At 46.5% G+C, this 21018-nt stretch carries 3 protein-coding genes; all 3 read right to left on the bottom strand.

Annotated elements, in window-relative coordinates; translation table 11 throughout:
* Positions 1-17238: a YDG domain-containing protein gene (locus ICN23_RS09740; RefSeq protein ID WP_216232055.1), complete on the bottom strand. Its 17238-nt coding sequence runs from the start codon at positions 17236-17238 to the stop codon at positions 1-3.
* Between the two features lie 400 nt (positions 17239-17638).
* The gene (locus ICN23_RS09735) at positions 17639-18241 is read right to left on the bottom strand and encodes a hypothetical protein (RefSeq protein ID WP_216232054.1); all 603 of its coding nucleotides are present in this window, start codon (positions 18239-18241) and stop codon (positions 17639-17641) included.
* A 2-nt stretch (positions 18242-18243) separates the two neighbouring features.
* Positions 18244-21018 (bottom strand): autotransporter-associated beta strand repeat-containing protein (locus ICN23_RS09730; RefSeq protein ID WP_216232053.1); only part of this gene is annotated, 2775 nt, incomplete at its 5' end.

The raw sequence follows: 21018 nt of genomic DNA, 5'->3' as shown, positions 1-21018 counted from the left end.
TTAGTCCTCACCGCAGAATAAGTCGCCTTTTGCATCAACGGAGCAAATAACGTGGGCATCACCTGCCTTCAAGAGATTGGTTCCGGCAGACTTAGCCAAAGCAACAGTTTCAGGCGCGCTTACCGTTACCGCTGCAACGAGATTGCGGGCATCCACCGCCATCTGTACTTGATCCGCATGATAATCAAGCACTTCTCGTAATGATCCACCATTGATGTACTCATATGAGCTCATTGTTACTGGGGTTGCCGGTGCTGCAGTAATGGCTGGAGCAATATAACCAAGCGCTTGGTTGGTCGTAATTTGGCTACCCCAATTATTCACACCGGTCTCATTTGCATCCAACATGAAATTGCTTGTGCCGTTTATAGTAAGCCTATCTAAGCTTCCTGGATTCTGAAGGTTGTACTGACCACAATTAGATGAGCAACCACTATTAGCAAGTGATTGCTCTGGAAGGTTAAAGCTCACAGTGGCTGCAGGATCCCATACCGAGAATGTAACTGAGTTCGGAGCTGCACTTGATTGCGCACTCATTAGGTTGGCCCGATAGGTTTGATTGGAATATGTTCTCACACTATCTACCAAGCTCACTGTACCGATATAGGTTGTTGAGGCATTCGCTTGCGTATTACTCACTACAGTCTGAGCATTCAAGCTATATAAAGGTGCAGTAGCACCTACTGCTGCATTAAAGTTAATTGATGCACCTGCATTCACAGCTGCATACCCACTACCATATGGAATCACTGCTGGTGCGATTGCGGCAACTAGCAAAGTATGGGTATTGGCTACTGTGTCATTTACAGTACCGTTATAGGTAATGCTAGGGTCTTCAGAAATCATTGTTCTGACATAAATCGGATTGAGGTCAAGATAGCTAATCGTGCTTGCACGAATACCTGTACCAGCAACATATTGGAAATAGCCTCTATAGTTATCCGTAAACAAGAAGCCTACTGTAGGAGTACGCCCTAAATAACTTGCATCGCCAATATATACCGCGCCGTTATAGGTCTGAGCAATTCCAGTAACAATATCTGCCAGGATATATATCTGCGATCCAGTTACTGTAAGGTTATTTAAACGTGCAGCCTCACCTATGGAGTTACCCAAGGTAACAACGCCCGTTCCAGCATTAATTACCAAAGATTCAGTCTTATTGACAGCCCCATTAATTGTCGCATCCAGCAAAATATTGGCATTGGAGCTTTGTAGCGTAGTGGTGCCCGTGCCAGAGGTTCCAATAATTAAACTACCACTGTAACTTTGCGCACCAGCAGTATTGATATCACTCAAGATGGCCGTTGTGCCACCGACGATATTCAGAGCAGGCATTGTGATGCCTGATGAAGTTGAGAAATTGGCAGGGCTTGCAGCAGTTCCGGATGAGTTAATGAGGCCAGAACCCAATGCATTGTTGGATCCGGCTATCAAAGTATTGCTAGCGCCTAAGTTGATACCGCCAGTAAACGAACTGTCGCCAGTCAGCGTAATTGCACCTACGCCTGAAATCGTGACACTACCTGCCCCACTAATCGGCATTCCTATCGTAGCCGCAGAACTCAGATTGAAATTCAGATTGCCGCTATTAGATACGGCTGAGGTAACAGGACCTTGTACTGAATCGTCATAAATCACACTGTAGCCAGATGGCAGAATGACATTAGCTACGTTAGATAGATCTGGTATTGCGCCTACGTTAGTAGTACCAGTAGTTGTCCAGTTTGATGGGTTAGCCCAGCTACCACCTGAAGTAGGACCGGTATAAGTTACAGAATTCAGTTGAGTAATCACTCCATTAGTACCGCTTAATGGCATGGAATTATTAATTTGATAATTAGCAGCATCTACACCAGAGAGGGCTATGGCTACGGTGTAAGGAATGTTGATGCCGACATTCTTACTTGCATAGGTGCCACTTGCAGCAATGGAAACTGTATCGCCTGGAAGAATCCCGCTAGTTGCTGTAATGCCTAAATTAGTCATATTGACTGAGCCGTTGTATACCTGGGTCACTCCTGCAATACCCAAATCAGCATAAGTTAACTGAAGCGGCGTGACAGTTAAGCCACCCACAACGTAGACCTGATTAAAGTTTGGCGTACCTCCTGGTGGAGATGTAGTGATTTCGGTCGCCGTAGCTCTCAAACCATAACTACCAACGCCAATTTGAGTGCCAGCTGCATTCATGGTGGGGTTTACAGGGCTGATCGTAAACGCTCCAGTTGTATTACCAGTCACAACCGTAACAGCAGATCTAGAGGCGGTGATATCAGCACCTGTAATCGAAACAATACTAGGTGAGGCATTACCAAGAGCGCAGTCAGTGCAGTAGGAAACTGTCATCGCCCCTGCATTATAGCTTGCTGGCGTTCCATATACCGTTGCATTTGAGCCAACTTGTACTAGCAGCTGGTTAGCGCCAACAATGGTGAACTTACCGTTGACGTAGCCAACGGTGTAGTTCTGCAAGCTTGTAGAGACATTAGGTACTAACACGTCACTATATACACCAGCATTATTTTCTGAAGAATTGCTTCTGCTAACAGATACAACCGCTAAGCCCAATGCTCCGCTTGTACTTGAATCGGAGTTTTTAAAGCCGCTATACATTACCCCACTGAAACCAGATGGATCACTGGTACCAACAAACTTAGCGCTATCAGCTGCGGTAACGGTTAACAAGGCTTTGGCTACTGTTAGATCGCCAGGGGTATAGGTGATGTTGTAATTACTTAAACGAATGCCGTTTAGCGCAGAAACATCAATCGAGCCTGCATAAAGACCGGCGTTGGTTGTTGCTGGAATAGTCTGGTTACCACTATAGAGAACAGTGGCGGAGCTTGCAGAATCATCATTTCTGAGACCTGCAACTGAATAGGCACTAGTACCTGATTGAGGCAGTACCAATAAAGAACCATAAGTGCTTACTTGGTTTTCTGCAGTGACATAGAGGTTAGCTGGATTAACTGTCAGAGATGCGCGTGTATAGGTAATATCGTAATTTGATCCCGCAGTAACAGTACCCTGGGTAATGTAATAAGAGCCCACATTGGATGCAGAGCCTGCGGTTGTCCATGGTGTAGCGCTAGTGGCTAACGCACCACTCATTTGATCGCCGTTAACCAATCCTGAAACCGTTTGATATGAGAGTGTTGGCAAAGTAGTATCGGCATAGGTCATCGACGCATTATTAGCAATTACATTGATCGCTTTTCTAGCGATCGTTAATGTGCCCGGGCTATAGGTGATTTGATAGTTGCTCAAATTAGTGCCGCTTGCTGCGCTTGGCAGGATGCCGTTTGCTGAGCCAGTATATGTGCCAGCATTTTGAGTGCCGGGAACAGTCGCATTACCCTGCTGTGCCAGGGTCACTGATGAGATGGCATCGCTTCCTAATAAGCCCGATACAGTAAAGCTTGCTGTACCAAGACTTAATGGTGTGCCATAGGTAGTGCTCTGGTTGTCTGCGGTGACTGTGACTGGAGCAGCAGTGATATTGGCAGAGATTAAATTGCTTATCCCAGTGATTTCGTAGTTTGAATTACTTAAACTGAGGCCCGATATGGTTGGCGTTACTGCAATTCCAGTGCCCACGTTCGCTGATGCAAAAGTACCAGCGGTAACGCTACCAGTAACCGTCACAACATCAGATCCGAGTGCGCCATTGGCTACTGGGGTTCCAGATATAGTTGCAGCGGTACCTGTGTCATAGACCTTATTGGCAGCACTAATGCCGCTAATGGTAATTGGTGCAACGGTGATATTTGCAGTTAGTGGACTAGCAACACCAGTAATTTGATAGTTAGCATTGCTCAGGCTTAAGCCAGATAAAACTGGAGTCACCACAATTCCTGTGCCTACGTTGGCTGACGCAAAGCTACCGGTAGTTGCGCTTCCAGAAATAGTAATAGAGTCTGCGCCAATGGTACCTACTGCTGTTGGTGTACCTGCTACGACTGCGCTTAAACCAGTATCGTATTGCTTATTGCTGGCAGTTAAGCCGCTAATGGTGATCGGTGCTGGAGTAATCGTACTGGTAGTGTTATCAACATAGGTAATGCTGTAGTTGGCCGCAGCGTTATTGCTACCATTCAAGATCCCCACACCACTAACACTCAGCGTTTTATTACCGCTACCGGCCCCACTGCTTGCATAACTAAATGATCCGCCGGAGAGAGTATCTACATCACCAGTAGTAGAATTAGTAAAGAGGGTTCCAGTTGACAATGAAGCGGCCGGAGCTGTGCTGGCACCCGTTACTGAAGTGGTAGCATCATATACCTTCATCGCATTGCTAGCGGTAATGCTGATTGCAGCAGGCGTAATTGTCACAACACCAGTTGGGCTGATCAATGTGTAATTAGATGCAAAGCCAGAACCATCAGATAATGTAGCCCCGTTCAGAGAAGATAATCCTGCATAACCAACATTCGGATTGGTCAAAGTTGCCGTACCCGTAGCTAAAGTTAATGTCTGCCCTGCAACACCAGTAATCGCTATATTGGCATTGGCTACCGAGGTAGTTCCGTCATAAGCACGGGTAATTGTTGCTGTTACTGGAGCAGCGGTGATATTAGCTGCAAGAGTTGTTGTTACCCCAGAGATGGAATAGTTGCTATTGCTGAGGCTGAGACCTGATAGGACAGGCGTCACTACGATTCCAGCGGCAACGTTAGCTGATGCAAAAGTACCGGTAGTTGCACTACCACTCACAGTCGCAGTATCTGAGCCTAAAACACCTACTGCAGTTGGCGTTCCACTTACGACTGCGGTCAGACCAGCATCATAAATTTTGTTAGCAGCCGCTAAACCACTAATCGTGATTGGTGCAGGAGTAATGGAACCATTAGTTCCTGCAATATTGCCAGCTGTGTAGCGGTAGTTTGCGGCATCTGCCCCACTTAGACTCACACTAGTAATAGTGTAATTCGTAGTACCCACATTTTTACTGGAATATACGCCAGCGCCAGTCAAACTCAATGCGTCACCTGTTAACTTGTTAGAGGCTGCAAGACTTAGGCCGTTAGTCAATGCTGTCGTAGCGTCATATACCTTGGTTGGCGCAGAATTATTTGTTGCGATGACGCTAATGGGTGTTACGGTCGCAGCCCCAGGTATGTAAATCACTGGCAATGTTGTGCCGGAGATTGTGGCATTAGTAGATCCACTCGGCGTGAATGTATAAGTACCTGCGTTTAAATAATTACCGGTACTGAATCCCAAAGTAGCATCAGAAATGACCTTAAGGTTGTAATTATTCGATGCTGAATCAGTAGCAACCCAGGTTGGGGTCGTACCTGCAGAGGTGGTAATTTGAGAAACGGTTGCACTTGGCGCAGTTAGACTCAGTGTAATGATGGTTCCGGAGGTGCAATTACTGCTAACTGTGCAATATTGCGCTACCAGATTAACCGGAGTATTTGCTGATGAAGAGCTAGTAATAGAGCCATAGGCGCTACTAGAGTTTGCGGCTGTGACTACTAATTGATATTGCTGGGCCTCTGTATAAGTACCCGTCACCACTGTTGGGGTGCCATAGTTACCACTGAGTGCTGTGCTCATTACTGCTGCCGGAGTTAGCGTATAGACACCACCAGTAGCGGTTGAACTTTGAGTCACGCTGACAGTAATAGCATCACTACCCATGGCACCGGTCACCGAACCAGTAAAGCTTGCTGGTGCCTGACCAGTAAATGCAGAGTAGGAATTAGCGCTCACCGTTAGAGGCGCAGTGGTAATCACACCTGCACCAGAAGCGCTGGTTGGTAATACGTAATTGCTCAGGAGGGTTCCAGAATCTGCCGTGAAATGACTGGGCACCAAAGATGCAGTAATCGTGCTTGCAGGCGAGTATCCAGTATTGGTGCTGGCATTGGCTGAGTTATAAGTACCAATGGTTTGAGTTACGGTGGCACCCTCACCTGCTATGAACCCAGATAAGGAGAAATTTCCGGAAGTTAATGTAGCAGCCGTAGTTGCATCGTATTGCTTAGATGGTGTGCCGGCTACGGAAGCAGTAATACTTAACGGGTTGATTACGACACTAGAGGTAGATGCTGGTAATACGTAGTTTCCAGCCAAACCACCATTCGTTCCGTTGCCGAGAGTTAATCCAGTAGTAGTGAGCGATGAAACGCTTGTAACATTCGCACTATTGGCATTTGCAGTCCCGCTGAGGGTTAGGGCTTGAGTGCCAATACCAGTCAGTACCGTGATTTGGTTAGCCGCAAAACTTCTCGATCCGTCATAGTCCTTAGAAGCTGACACAGAAACAGTTGCAGGATTAATGACATAAGCATTGCTGGATGGGTTAGCAAAGGCAATTTGATAATTTCCATTTGTAGTGGTGCCCGCTAATGTGCCAACGGTGAGTGCATAGGTGGCCGCATTTTTAACGACTGTTGTTGCGCTACCATTAAACGCCATGGAGCCGCTTAATACCACCGGCACACTTGCCGCTACATCAGTATTTTTATAGCCAGTTGCAGTGTAGTTTGTGACTAGCTGTGAGTAAGTGCTGTTATTAAGCGTCGAGGCATCATAAGTAACTGAACCGCCATTCGGGGCTAAGGTCAGCGTAGCTTTACCAACCACTAAATTGCCTGCAACGTAGCTAATCGCGTAGTTCGATAGTCCAACACCACTGGAAGCGCTTGGAACGATGCCCGCTGAATACGTTGCCGCATTAACAGTGGGTGAAACAGTGGCGTTACCGCTATAAAGTAATGTCGTGCTGGTTACGCTATCGCTATTGACGAGGCCGCTGGTGGTAAATGCACTGCTGCCTAAAGCATAAGCAGTGCCATAAGTGCTATTTTGCGTGCTTGCGGTAATCGTCAGCGCCTTTGTTGCAACAACTAGGTTGCCAGCCACATAGCTAATAGAGTAATTACTTAAGCCCGTTCCAGAGGCTGCACTAGCGATAATGCCACCGGTATAAGTGCCTGCATTAGTAGTTCCAGCTACAGTAGTGGCGCCATTGTATTTAAGAGTTGCCGAACTCACAGCATCCGTATTGACTAAGCCACTCGTCGTAAATGCACTAGTACCCAATGCATAGGATGTGCCGTAATTGGTATTTTGAGTGCTAGCAGTAATCGTTAGTGGTCGAGCCGTAACAGCCATTGCTCCATTGGCATAGGTAATAGTGTAATTACCGATACCACTTCCGCTGGCAGCGCTTGGCACGATGGAGATGCCTGTACCAACAGCGGTTGTTGCTGCTCCACCGGTACTGGTGAGGGTTACCCCCGTTAAGGTGTCAGAGCCAAATAATGAACCAGAGGTAATTGAGTAGCCTACTCCGCCTGTAGCGGATGAGGCGCCAGCGCTATAGACAATCCCCGCTCCAGTAGTAGTATTGCCATACACCTTCGTATCGGCCGCTGCCGTAATTGTTAATGTCGCTTTGTTAACTGTAGAGGCTACGCCAACGTAAGTAATTGTGTAGTTTGATAACCCCACTCCAACTGCAGCGCTAGGAACTGTATTAAATGAACCATTTTGTGCAACACCAGAAACTACCGAGCCAGAACCCACTACTGAGCCAGACTTCATCGTCTGGGTAACGGATGTCACTGCATCGGTCACAGCAATACCACCTATCGATGTCACTAATCCGCTGACGCTATACCCTGCTGTATTTACTAGAGATGCATAAGTGGTGGATGCATCATAAGAACTCGTACTTGCCAGATTGGTAATCGTAAGTGCTTTTGCGGTGATGGTGTACGTCCTGCTGGTACCAGATAGGGTAACGCTCTGTCCTGTTCCAGCAGAAATATTGGCAGAAACAATGGTAGTGCCCGCTTGCACTGCATTGGCATTGATACCAGCAGATCCAATTGTGCTATTCCACACTAAGCCGTCCTTAATGCCTGCAGTTGAAACACCGAAAGGCGTAGCGCTTAATGTTACGGTCGCATTACTACGCAACCAAGTCAAGGCGCTGGAATCTGTATATGCAGTGCCATAAGCAGCTGAATAGTTGGCCCCAAGAGAAACTGTAATGGTGTAACTAGTTGTTCCGGATCGGTAATCAATGTAGTTACCACTGGTGTAAGTAGTTGGAGTGGTAAATGTACCGCCCTGTACGCTATAACGAACATTAGAAGTTGAGGCATTAGAAGAAGTTATTCCAACAGCACCCTCAACGTCATAAGAATTTGCAGTTCTAGGCGCCGCCATAGATAGGGCAACTACACCGCCAGTATTGGTTACGGTACCTAAGGCAATAATGGTTCCGCCAGTAGTAGTGCCAGCAGCAATGCCATTACCACCTGTAATCCGAATACCATCTGAACCAGAGTTTGTAACAGCACCAATGCTGGCATTAGCTACCGCATTAATGATGATGCCACCAGCTGTACCGGTGTTGCGCACTAAGGCAGCTGTTGTAATGCTTCCTGCGGCACCAACACCATAAAGCGCAACACCGGTATAGCCTGTGATGGTTCCTCCGCTCAGGGTGCGAATTCCATAACCTGTTGTGGAAGTACCTGTCATCGTTACGGAACCGGCGGTGGATTCAATGGCTGCAACGTTATAAATTGCGTAAGAGCCTGTTGATGATCCTGTAATCGAGATATCCCCTGCCGCTTTGTAACCTGTATAAGTTGTACCCCCGTATGCCCAGCTAGCCGAAGATGCAATATGTACACCCGTATCAGCCATGGTATTCATGGAGGCGGTTCCTGGAGCTGCCGTTGCTATACCACCAGTATTGGTTGCCCCCTGAATTACAAAGCTATCGCCAGCGTTGATAACAGAAGTCACTAAATAGATGGCTGGGTGAACTGCGCCATTACCCGTTGCTCCACCCCTAGCAGATAGAGTGATATCTCCTGTAGTAGTCCTCATCAAAATATTGTGGATATTGAGTGCAGAACTATAAGCAGTACTGTAGCCAATTAAATCAATATTGCCAGATGCGATGTAATTCTTTTGCACTCCCGATTGGGCGTAATAAGCCCATGCATTACTAGTAGCATATGCACTTGCAGAGATATTTCCAGCTGTGGCAATCAGACTACCCATCTGATAAATACCGTGTACACCAACACCGACTAGCGTGAGATCTCCAGCACCTGCAGTTAATGTATAGGCAGATGAATTCTGAATACCCCAGCTGCTTGCAGATACCCCTTTAATAGTTAAAGCCCCACCAGCAGTTAGCACTCCACTAACGAGTACGCCTGCTGAACCAGTGACATTTGACGTTGTATTGTTTGTGCCATTGAAATATCCGCTAGATTTAGCGCCACTTGCAGAGCCGTATGTATTATCAATATTGATATAGCCAGATACAGCTGCACCGGCTACGGTAATAGCAGATCCAGCCGACTTAACGAGATAGTTGATAGCATACGTTGACCCTGCTGCTGTTGTAACAACACCCGCGCCAATAGTCGAGAGTCGATTTCCACTGGTCGCATCATATGTAATGCTAGAAATTGCGTTGGTATTAGCAGCCATCGCAATAGCGCCATTCTGATCAATGATATTGTTTGATGTGAAGCTAATATCAGACCCATTAGCCGCACTAATGGCACCCGCCTGATAGATACCGTTGTCACTTCCTGCACTTGTGCCCGTAGCAGAAATCGCGATATCTCCACCTATTGCACCCGAATTGATTGTCATGGGGCCAAGGTAGGCGATATATGTGGCATCCACAGTCGCCCTAGCATCAATGGTGATGAAATTGGCAGTAATGAGTGATGAAGCGGTGTAAACACCGTAACTGTTATAGGTGGTACCAGTTAATTCCACTCCGCCAGCACTTGAATTGATAACTGCGGTGTACTGCACCCCGTGTGAGGCGTAAGAGATGCCCTTGATGCTAATCAACTTGGTGCTGTGTATTGCATTGTTAACAGTAACACCAACACTTGAGGTTGCGAGAGTTGAAATATTGCTAGTGGTGATATATCCAGAAGCTGGAGAAACGCCGCCATAGGTGTTATCAACAGTCACTGTCCCAGGCAGGCGGACAGAGCTAGTGCCGATTAGATTTGGGTTGATTGCGCTTCCAGCAGATTTGATTAGTAAATTCACATCACTGGTTGATCCAGAAATAATGGCCAAGGCACCAGAAGCAATGGTTGAAGCTTTTGTACCAGAGGTAGTGTCGTAGGTGATGCTTGTAGTGTTACCGCTGGTGTTTGCTGCCAAGGTAACAGCACCGGTTTGGTTAATCAGATTATTGGAGGTAAAAGTGATATTGCTACCTGCCACATTGTTAGTGATAGCGCCAGATTGACTGATACCGGTATTACCGCCGCCAGCAGTATTGTTCGCTGTGACACTAATATTCCCGGACGGGCTATTTGGAGTGTATCCAGCACCACTAACAACAATATTTGCTGCTCCGTATCCTGTTGCTGCTGCTGATGTGGCTAAAGTTTGCGCTGTAGCCCCACTCCAAATAGACGCAAGATTTGTGGTTCCTCCAAATAAATTAGGGTCGCTGCCTGTCGATAAAAAGCCAGCCTTATACTTGGCTAATGTCTCGGTGGCATAAAGCTGACCATCGCTAACAGTCAACACAAGCTGCACCATCTTTGTATAGGTGCTATCAGAAAAACCAATGAGATAGGTTGCAGTTGTGGCAGTCGAACTTTGTAGAATGGCTGCAGTAGCAGAATAAGTGCCTGGTACAGAGGCCCCTGAAATTGATGCCGAGCTAATTGTCGGAATGGTTAAGCCACCAAAAGCCCCCAGCAAGCTCCCTGAGGAACCTGTTGAGGAAGAGATCATCCTAGCGCTAGTGTTGTCACCAGCGTAATAGCCATAGCCTAAAGTCAAGGCATTTACTGTTGCAATCGTGCCTGCGGTTGTACCGGTTCCAACAATGGTGATGCCGGTGTGCGAGGTGACTTCAGCACCTAAGTTAACCGCCTGTCCAGTTGTGGATGTTCCGGCAATACTTACCGCACCAGAGGCAGCAGTGATGACTCCTGCACTATTGGTATAGATTCCGTAATTGGTAGCAATACCAGACCAAATAATATCTCCACCAGTTGAGGTAATGGCCGCAACAGCGTAGATAGAGTAATTACCGTTAGAAACACCATTGACAACGATATTCCCCGTAGCAGTCAATGCATTATTAATCGTGATACCAGCAACACCACTTGGACCAGAAGCAATGTTGGAGGCTACGATATATCCGCTGGCGGGAGTACAGCTTGCACCAGAGCATCCATAGGTGTTATCCAAAGTGATGGAGCCAGGCACATTAATCACACCCGGATCTAAATTAGCGCCAGCACTTTTCTGAACATAATTGATTGCACTTGTTGATCCAGAGGTAACAGTGAGATTGCCGCCAGTAATCGTTGATGCATTTGTGCCACGGGTGGTGTCATAGGTTACTGTGGCGGCGTTGCCACTAGTATTAGCTGCCATGGTAATGGCACCAGTTTGATTGATCAGATTATTGGAGGTAAAAGTAACACTTCCACCGGATGCGTTAGCTGTGATTACGCCAGATTGGGTAATGCCGGTATTACCACCGCCAGAGGTGTTATTGGCAGTGACGGCGAGATCTGAACCGCCCGCATTAATTGTTAATGCACTCAAGGTCACAATCGTTCCTGCTGTTGTGCCATTGCCAACAATTGTGATGCTATCTCCCGTTACCAAAGCACCAAGATTTACTGCTTGGCCAGTAGTGGAATTGCCTGTAATAGAAACATTACCCCCTGATGCAGTAATGGTTCCTGAGCTATTGGTATAGATACCGTAGTTGGTAGCCCTTCCCGTCCACGTAATGTCCCCAGCCGAAGAGGAAATGGCTGCAACTCCATAAATAGAGTAGTTGCCATTAGAAACACCATTAATAGAAATATCGCTTGTAGCTGTCAATGCATTATTAATGGTGATGCCGGCGACGCTGTTAGGTGCTAGAGCAATATTAGAGGCAACGATATAAGCACTAGCTGGCGTACAGTTTGTACCAGAGCAACCATAGGTATTATTTAGAGTGATACTTCCAGGGACATTAATTAATCCAGGATCTAAATTAGCCCCGGCACTCTTTTGAACATAATTGATCGCACTAGTTGATCCAGAAGTAATGCTGAGGTTGCCGCCGGTAACTGTAGAGGCATTAGTTCCGCGAGTAGTGTCATAAATCACATTAGACTCAGTTCCACTCGTATTGGCCGCCAATGTAATGGCTCCAGTTTGGTTAATCAAATTATTTGAGGTAAAGGTGATGCTGCTACCAGAAGCATTATTAATAATGTCACCAGATTGAGTGATACCAGTATTTCCTCCACCAGAAGTATTGTTCGCAGTGATGGTAATATTGCCAGATGGGGTGTTTGGCGTATAGCCATCACCAGTTAACTGAAGATTTGCTGCAGCATATCCAGCCGCAGACGAACTCGTAACTAAGGTCATCGAATTAGCAGTTCCAACGCCACCGGCACTTGAACCATTCCAAAGGGATAATAGGTTTGTAGTGCCGCCTAGTGTGTTAACCGCTGTACCCGTAGAAAGCAGTGTCGAGTTGTACCTCGCAACAGTTTCAGTTGCATAAATACTGCCACCGCTTGCGGTCAATACAACCTGCACCATCTTGGTATGAATACCATTCCAAAAACCTATGACGTATGTTGCTGTGGTTGCAGTTGAACTTTGTAGGGTTGCAGCTGTTATTGAATAGGTGCCTGGCACTGCCCCACCAGTAAGTGCTCCCGATGTAATAATAGGTAATGTTGAGCCAGACAATAACCCCAGTAGGCTGCCGGAAGTACCGCTCGATGCAGAAATGACCGTTGGATTGGAGTTGTCGCCGGCGTAATAACCAGCACCTAAAGTCATAGCGCCAACGGTGGCGATAGTCGCTGCAGTAGTGCCATTGGCATCAATCGTAATTCCAGTGTGGGCAGTAATTGCACCAGCTAACTGAACAGCCTGCCCTGTTGTGGAAGTGCCCGTAATTGTCACCGCACCCGCAGAAGCCAGAATTGTCCCAGCACTATTGCTATGTACTGCGTAATTAATACCAGTACCCGTGATTGAAATAGATCCAGTCGATGTTGCAATAGCCGCTTGCAATGTGACTGAGTAGTAACCAGTAAGTGACGCACCTTTTAGAGTTATTCCAGTGCCAGCGGTAATCGCAGCATTAACCAGGACGCCAATACTTGCACCTGCAAACGTAGCAGAATTTGCAGTGGTAATGTATCCAGATGTTGGTGTACCCCCTACTCCTGCGGTGCCGCCATAGGTGTTATCCAGCAATACAGAGCCCGGAACATTCAATATGCCAGTGTCGATGCCAGCGCCTGAGGTTTTAACTATGTAATTAACAGCACTGGTTGAGCCAGACGAAACCGTTAATGCACCAGTAGTAATCGTAGAAGTTTTTGCTCCTGCAGCAGTGTCATACAAAACAGTTGAAGCAGTGCCGCTTGTATTGGCTGCTAATGCGATTGCACCAGCTTGATTAATGATGTTATTGGAAATAAAGCTGATGTTGCCACCATCAGAATTTACCGTAATTGCACCCGTTTGAGTGATACCCGTATTAGCACCACCAGCAGTGTTGTTTGCCGTAACCGAAAGATCGCTACCACCAGCAACAATTGTCATTGCACCCAGAGAAACAATTGTTGCGGCTGTAGTTGACGTACCAGTAATCGCAATACTTTTAGCTGACATTGCACCGATCAGTGATACGGCTGTACTTGCATTCGATGTACTGGTAACTGTAATTGCTCCAGCATTAGCCGTAAGGGTGCCTGTTGTAGTTCCACTGACGCCAGGATTAAGAGTTGCACTTGTATTGGTAGAGGTTGCAGTTAAGGTGATATTGCCAGCTGTTGAAATTAAGGCGGAAGTTAAATAAATGAGTCCCGTATTACTGGTACTCACACCAATACTAGTGATATCGATGTTCCCAAAAGCGGTGATAGGAGAAGTTGTTGCATAGCCGGCAACAACAAAGCCATAACTTGCATTGGTGTAATTCTTCAGTGAGAAAGTGGCGTCCCCGCCAATGTTCAGAGTTGCTACATTGGGCTCAAATGAACCAATTCCGCTTGCTAAGTTAGCTGAGGCTGCTAAAGAGAAGTTGCCGCCAGTGCCGCTTGCAGATGTACCTGTAGCAGTTGTATTGATAGCAGCATTTAAATAGATTGGACCATTCTGAATAGATCCAATCGTAACTGTTGTGCCGCTTACTGATCCTCCAGTTGCGTCCATCACAACATAGCCGCCCTTGGTAGTAATACTTCCGGAGGCTCCGTTATAGATGCTAGCGCATGCGCCTGCTGTACAAGTTGTTAAGGTATTTGTTGCGTAGCTTGTTTTTGCAACTACGTTAATTTTTCCGGTGCTAGTTGAGTTAATGGCACCATTAATCTTAATTTGGCCATTAGAAATATAGTTGAGATTAAGGTCTCCAGCGCCTGTGTTGGTAGTAGTACCAGTAAGCGTAATGGCTTGAGCTGTTCCACTGCTGTTATCTAAAGTCAAGCTGGCACTACTGCCAGAAGCAATTGAGAATGAAAGGTTTGCTGTTTGAGTGATGGTGCCATCAGCAATAATTTGGACGCTAATGCCGCTATTGATGGCCGTCTGAATTTGTGTAGCGCTAATGTTGGTTTGATTGGTAAATAGAAGCGGGTCTGTACCTGTTGAAGTGCCTGCTGTAGTGCTGATAGTGACGTTAGCTGGGTCAATTAGCCACATTCCTCCTCTACCTGCATTGATGCTAGCCATCATGCTGAGGGTTTGGCCAGAGGTCTCGATGAAACCACCGTTTTGATTGCTTGGGTTTTGATCTGGCTGGGCTACATTGATACTGGAATGCTGATCTATGACCGCAGATAAAGCAAAAGGCAATGTGCCGTTCTTTGCATCATTGCCTATTAATATTTTTCCACCTTGGGTATAGCCAGTTGCTTCGATTGCGCTACTGGTGATAGCGAGATGATTATTTGTGGAGATGCCAATGCTGCCGCCACGACCATTAGAGCCGTTGGTCTGGATAGTACTGTTATTGATTGTGAGATCGCCATGGTTGGCGATGAGTGTGATGGCGCCGCCATCTGTGGATCCGTTTGCTGCAATATTGCCTGCTACTGTAATTTGATCACCTGAGAAAGCAATGAAGCCACCTGGGCCATTATTGCCATTAGCCTGAACCACACTACCCGCTTGGGTGTTAATAACTGGGGCTTGAGCATAGATCGATCCACCGGTTGTGCCATTGGCTAGCACTTGGGCTGTGGAGTTGATATTCAGTTGATTGCTTGCAGTCAGGTAAATAACATTGCTTTGCGCTGGGGTGACCTGAAGACTATTGGCGTCATTTGCTGCTGTAGCTGAGTAGACCTGATTGAGATTGCCACTATGATTATTGTTCTGCGCAATCAGATAGCTTGGCAACTCATCTGGTCGTTTAGCTACCCCGCCCACCGTCACAATTTGAGCGGAGTTACTTGGAAGATTGGCATTCAGACTCAGGCCACCAGAAACATAAATGGCTTGGGCCAAGAGTTTGATGGCGTTACCTAGACTACTGCTGTTATTGGCTAAGCTGTATGGGCTAGTTTGGATATTGCCTGCCGCATAGATCGTTTGGGCCTGAACAGTGACTTCACTCGCTGTAACAGAGCTACCTACATTGAGGTATGCAATTGAGCTATTGATGATGACATTTAGGTTCTGACCGCTGATGTTGGCATTGAGATTAAAGATGCCTGAGGAGCTCAATGTCAAGGTAGTCATATTGCCACCTGCTTTAAGAATATCTGCCCCACTGGCAATCGTTAAGCTACCAGTTCCATTTTGGGTGCAGCCGCCTAAGCTTGGGCATGCAGTGCTATTGGCATTGACCTCGATGGTGACATTATTGTTTGCCAACGCAGCAGAAATGACATTGGCTGCAGCGCTGTCAATCGTCAGATCAATTGGATCCAATAACCAGGAACCAGATTTACCAGTTTGGTTGTTAGCGCTGGTATTAATCGTCGCTGTTGAGATCAGAGCGACCGCACCCTTAGAACTGGTTTCAATAAAGCCACCGTTACCAGACAAGGCTCCGCCCATGGATTTGAGGATGCCGGCCACCGTGGTTTTGACTTCTGACCAAATGGCGATAGAACCACCGTTGCCAGACTGGGTGGCAGAGGTATCGATTAAAGCGCCCTGCTCTATGTTGACTGTTCTAGCCAGTTGTTTGTTATTAGATGCGGTATCAGAATTCGCTTTTGCTACTTGGGCAGCTTGCGTAGGATTGCTTGCTTGTGTATTAACTTGAGTGCCACCAGATACTTGGGTATTGGCTAGACCAATATTCACTTGCCCACCAGCCGCTGAACCAGTAGCTGTAGTTTTTGAGTTTTGAGCAATGGTGATGTCATTACCCACAATATTGACCTGACCGCCCTGGGAGTCGGCACCTTTGCCATTAGCAAGCACTTTGCCGGCCTGGGTCACGGTATTGGCGACCAATTCAATCACCCCGCCATTGTTGACCAACGAGGAGGCGGAGATTCTGCCGGTGTTTTTAATGACTCCTGCCATCAGTTGATTGGCTGAGCCAGCCGCAATAACCACCAGGCCGCCGTTCACCTCTACGACGCGCTTGTTTTCAATAAGACCGTTATAGGTTGCAACATCCACTTTTACGCTAATAAGTGAATTACCCTTGAAATCAAGAGTAATTTGCTCACCCGAAGCCAAAGCTACAGTTCCAGAACCTTTTTTAGCTAGCAAGTAGCCATCATTACGCACTTCAGGAGCCAATAAAGCAATATAACCACCATCGGTTGTTGTGGTGATCTTGCCTTCGTTAATCACAGCACCTTTGTTATTGCCTTTGTAGGTAGATTTGCCTTCCATGAAATCTTTATTAGCAATATCCATTGTGGTTGCCACTACACCACCGGCATTAATTTCAGCACCTTTAGAAAAAGTGACGCCATTGGGGTTTACAAAAATCACTTGACCGTTTGCTTTTACAGCGCCCTCTATCATCGACGCCGTTGTACCAGTCACACGATTAAGAGTTACTGCACTTGCATTTGGTTGATTAAAGCTTACTGTCGCATTTTTTCCTACGTTAAAACTATCCCAATTCACAACTGCACGTTGCGAAGTTTGGTTTACTGTCATTGATGCAGAAGTTGCTGTTTGGGTCTGCGAAATCACCGCGCTTCCAGCCACCACTTTTCCATTTGATGGAAGTGCAATTGGAGGCAGTAATGGCACTGCAGGATTTGCAAAAACAGTTGATGAAAAAATGATGGTGCCAACGAAAAAAAAGCGCGAGAAAATACACGCAAAATTGGTATTTGCAAAACAATTTTTTAGCGAGATTTTTAAAGAAAGGAGCGACCTTTCTATGCAGGCTTTTTTCAACAAAAAATCAGTGTTTAATCCCGGAACCAGAATTTTCCCAAAGCCCTATAGCCATTGGAATTAGCCCAAGGGGTAACAGCCTGAAACCCCCGAAATTACAAGCTTAATTTTGACCAAAAAGGATTTAAATACTAAATATTGCGAAATAAACTTGTTTACGGGAAATTTAATCAATATTTGTAAATATTGAACTAGTTCACGTGGAGCTAATTTTCGCTAAGAAAATGATAAAAAATTCGATAAATATTTATCAATGAATCGAAATCTTTTGGCTTAATTTCTCATCCAAAATGGCATCACCATCTACTTTATTTTCGCTCACATTTTTTGTTGATAAAGTAGCCTCACCCCACCCTGCCTGTTGACGCAATTGATCTAATAATAGACACATTGCACGCATCATATTTCCGGCTAATTTAAGGTTTAAATTGGCTCCACCTGGAAGAACAAAATCAACTGATAATCCATCATGAAAAGCATGTTCATTTGATTGGATTTTTGGATCTAATATCTCGTCATTTTTAGTGAGTGCGCATGTAATGTCCATGACCAATAATGGATCAAATCCAATCGGAAATTGCGTACCTGATTCGTAAGTATTTTGACCCGCATTGGCTGTTTTTGCTGCTTCTAAAAAAGCTTCATTCTCAAACTTGTTGAGTGCTTTTGCAGCCTCCGCAGAATGCTCTTGTTCTAATTTTTTTGATAGCAAATGGGAGCTAGCAGCAAGTAGAAAAAGTGTGACTCTACGCGTGAACCAAAGACGATATTCGGCCTGATCTTGAGTGTTAAAGCGGAACAAAATACGGTCTTCGTTAACTAAATACGTGGCATTAATTTGCTTGATAGTCATAGTTATTTACACTCAACATGGGTATTATCTTCACCGCAATCAACGCCAGTTTTCTTGGCAGACTTGTCTTGAGATTGGACCGACTCATCCATAGTGACCGTTACGGATGAGTTATCGCCATATATTTTGCTGAGAGCTAATTGGCGCTCAAACTTGGAGACATTTGCCAAGTTACCGCCAGACTGCGCTGCAGCTGCCGCTGCAGCAGCTCTTGCGGCAGCCTCTGCCTCACGAATTGGGAAGCGTACACCTGGGAATCTACCAGAGGCGCTTGTGAAATTAGTCAAGCCATCAATCACAACGCCAGTAACCGCACTTTCTGCAGACATATTGAGGCTACCTCCAACCATAGCGGCATTAAAGTCAATATTGCCAGGCTGACTTGCTCTAAAGGTTGCGATAGTACTATTTCCACCAGCTAGGACAGCTATTTGCTCTGCAGTGTAGTTTTGTGTATTCGTGGTTTCAACACCCACCACACTGACTTTTCCGGCCAAAGCTACGCCAGCAGGTGAAAGCGATGAAAGGCTTGGGGTGGACAAGGACTGGAAGTTGGTTGAATAGAATGGCGTGATATTGCCCACCAAGCCATTCAGAATCACTCTTGGAATAATGGATTGGTCAACAGTGCCATTAATAATGCCGATGTAAATTGCTGCTGCCACCAGGCTATAACCAGCACCCTCTGGATTAACGGTACCTACAAAACGCACCATTGGATCCCTAGAGATAAATGTACGGGTCAATATTGAGTTATTGATAGTAAATTTCTCAGAAGGACGTGTACTTTGGACAAACTCTGGATACAAGAATCCTGCGCTACCGTTGTTACCGATGGTAGTTATACCGGTATAACTCTGCTCGCCACTGGTCTTGACGTCAGCCAGTATGCGAATATTGCGCGCTGTCACATTAAAGTGTTGTAGCGGTGTACTTGAGCCAACACTATTGCCGATCGTTACGGTGCCATTGCCTGCATTCACGCTCAGAGATTGGCCTTTAGCTGTGCTTGCATCAATAGTGCTATTAAAGGTAATGCCGCCGTTAGCGGAGGATAAATGCACCCCTGTCGCACTGAAATTAGAGCTTGCTTCAGATGAGCCAGCATTTGCGTAACCGTTTAACAAGGCAGCTGCAGAGCCTCCGGCAATAGTAACTGCACCATCATAGGTCTGTGAACCTGAAGTGCTGATAGAACTGGTGATCGTGATTGGGCCACTAACGCGTAAGCTTGATAGTGTTACACCCGAAGCCATTTGTAGATCACCAGAATTTGAAACCAACACACTTGAACTCAAGGCATCAGCGCTGGCCAAGATCAAGGTAGAAGCATTGAGTACAGTGTTGCCTGTGAATGATGTGCTATCTCCACCAAGCGTCATCGCTGCAGAACCAGTCTTAATCAATGAGCCTGTACCATCAAACGAACCACTGAAAGTAAATGCTTGGCTTGCTGAACCTACAGTTAAGTTTGCTCCTAGATTGACCGTACCGCTGCCCATGATTTTATTAATGGTGTCTGCGCCGGCAACGTTATAACTTGCGCCGCTATTAACAGTGATATTTGCGCTATCTGCAAGACTGCCGTTGACCAACAATGTGCCATTGGCTACTGTAGTGGCACCGGTATAGGTATTGTCACCACCCAATACCAAGGTACCTGCCCCACTCTTCGTGAGATCACCTGTACCAGCAATGATGCCGTTGTAAGTCAAGGCAGTAGAACCATCGACATTGATCGTGCCGTTACCGGTCATGGCAATGCCACGATTGGCATTTAAGGTAAATGTGGCTGTACTGTTCAGTGTTCCACCGTTAAAGATAATGGATCCTGGTGTTGCGCTTGCTGGAGCAGCGCCTAACTGGTTATCTGCAGAAATCGCTAAAGTACCGCCAGTCAGAGTGCTTGTACCGGTGTAGGTATTAGCGCCAGATAGCGTGGTTGTTCCGGAGCCTACTTGCTCTAAGTTCGCAGAACCCGCCAAGATCGCAGATACCGTGGCTGCGCTAGTGTTATTGAAGGTGTAGCTAGAACCTGTCAGAGCGCCAGTAGTGCTGGTGATCGATCCACCGTTTGTGCCGATGGTGACAGCACCAACCGTATCAGAGTTAGCGCCTAGAGCAAAAGTACCGCCATTGACTGTCAGTGCTGAGCTATTGGAGATCACATCATTCGCACCGAGAGACAAAGTACCTGCTGATACGGTGGTAGTACCCGTGTAGGTGTTGTTGCTTGACAAGGTTGTCGTACCACTACCTGCTTGAGTCAGATTTGCAGTACCTGCCAAGATCGCGGACACCGTTGCAGTGCTGGTGTTATTAAGTGTGTAGCTTGATCCTGTCAGAGCGCCAGTAGTGCTGGTGATCGATCCACCGTTTGTACCAATGGTGACTGCACCAACCGTATCAGAGTAGACACCTAAAGCAAAAGTACCGCCATTGACTGTCAGCGCTGAGCTATTAGAGATCACATCGCTAGCACCAAGAGCTAAAGTACCTGCAGAAATAGTTGTTGTACCGGTGTAGGTGTTGGTGCCGGAGAGTACTTGTGTGCCGCCTGCTACTGTGAGATTACCGTTAGTACCACTAATCACACCTGCAAAGGTATCAGCACCAGCAGTAATGGTGAGGGTTTTGCTACCCAGCACGGTAGAGCCTGAGCTATTACCTGCCAAGCTGATGATCGATGTGCCAGCAGCGGTACCGCTGATATTGAGAGTAGCGTTATTAATAATGCTGCTAGAGCTAGCGATCGAGCCTGTACCGGTCAGAGACAG

Origin of the sequence: Polynucleobacter sp. MWH-Jannik1A5, assembly GCF_018881795.1 — a bacterium.
In the GTDB taxonomy this organism is placed as follows: Bacteria; Pseudomonadota; Gammaproteobacteria; order Burkholderiales; family Burkholderiaceae; genus Polynucleobacter.
Note: the sequence above shows the minus strand (reverse complement) of the source record. Positions and strands in the feature narration are given on the sequence as shown.

Coding starts and splice junctions, on each gene's coding strand:
- ICN23_RS09735 (WP_216232054.1), bottom strand. CDS start 18,241: ATGACTATCAAGCAAATTAATGCCACGTATTTAGTTAACGAAGACCGT.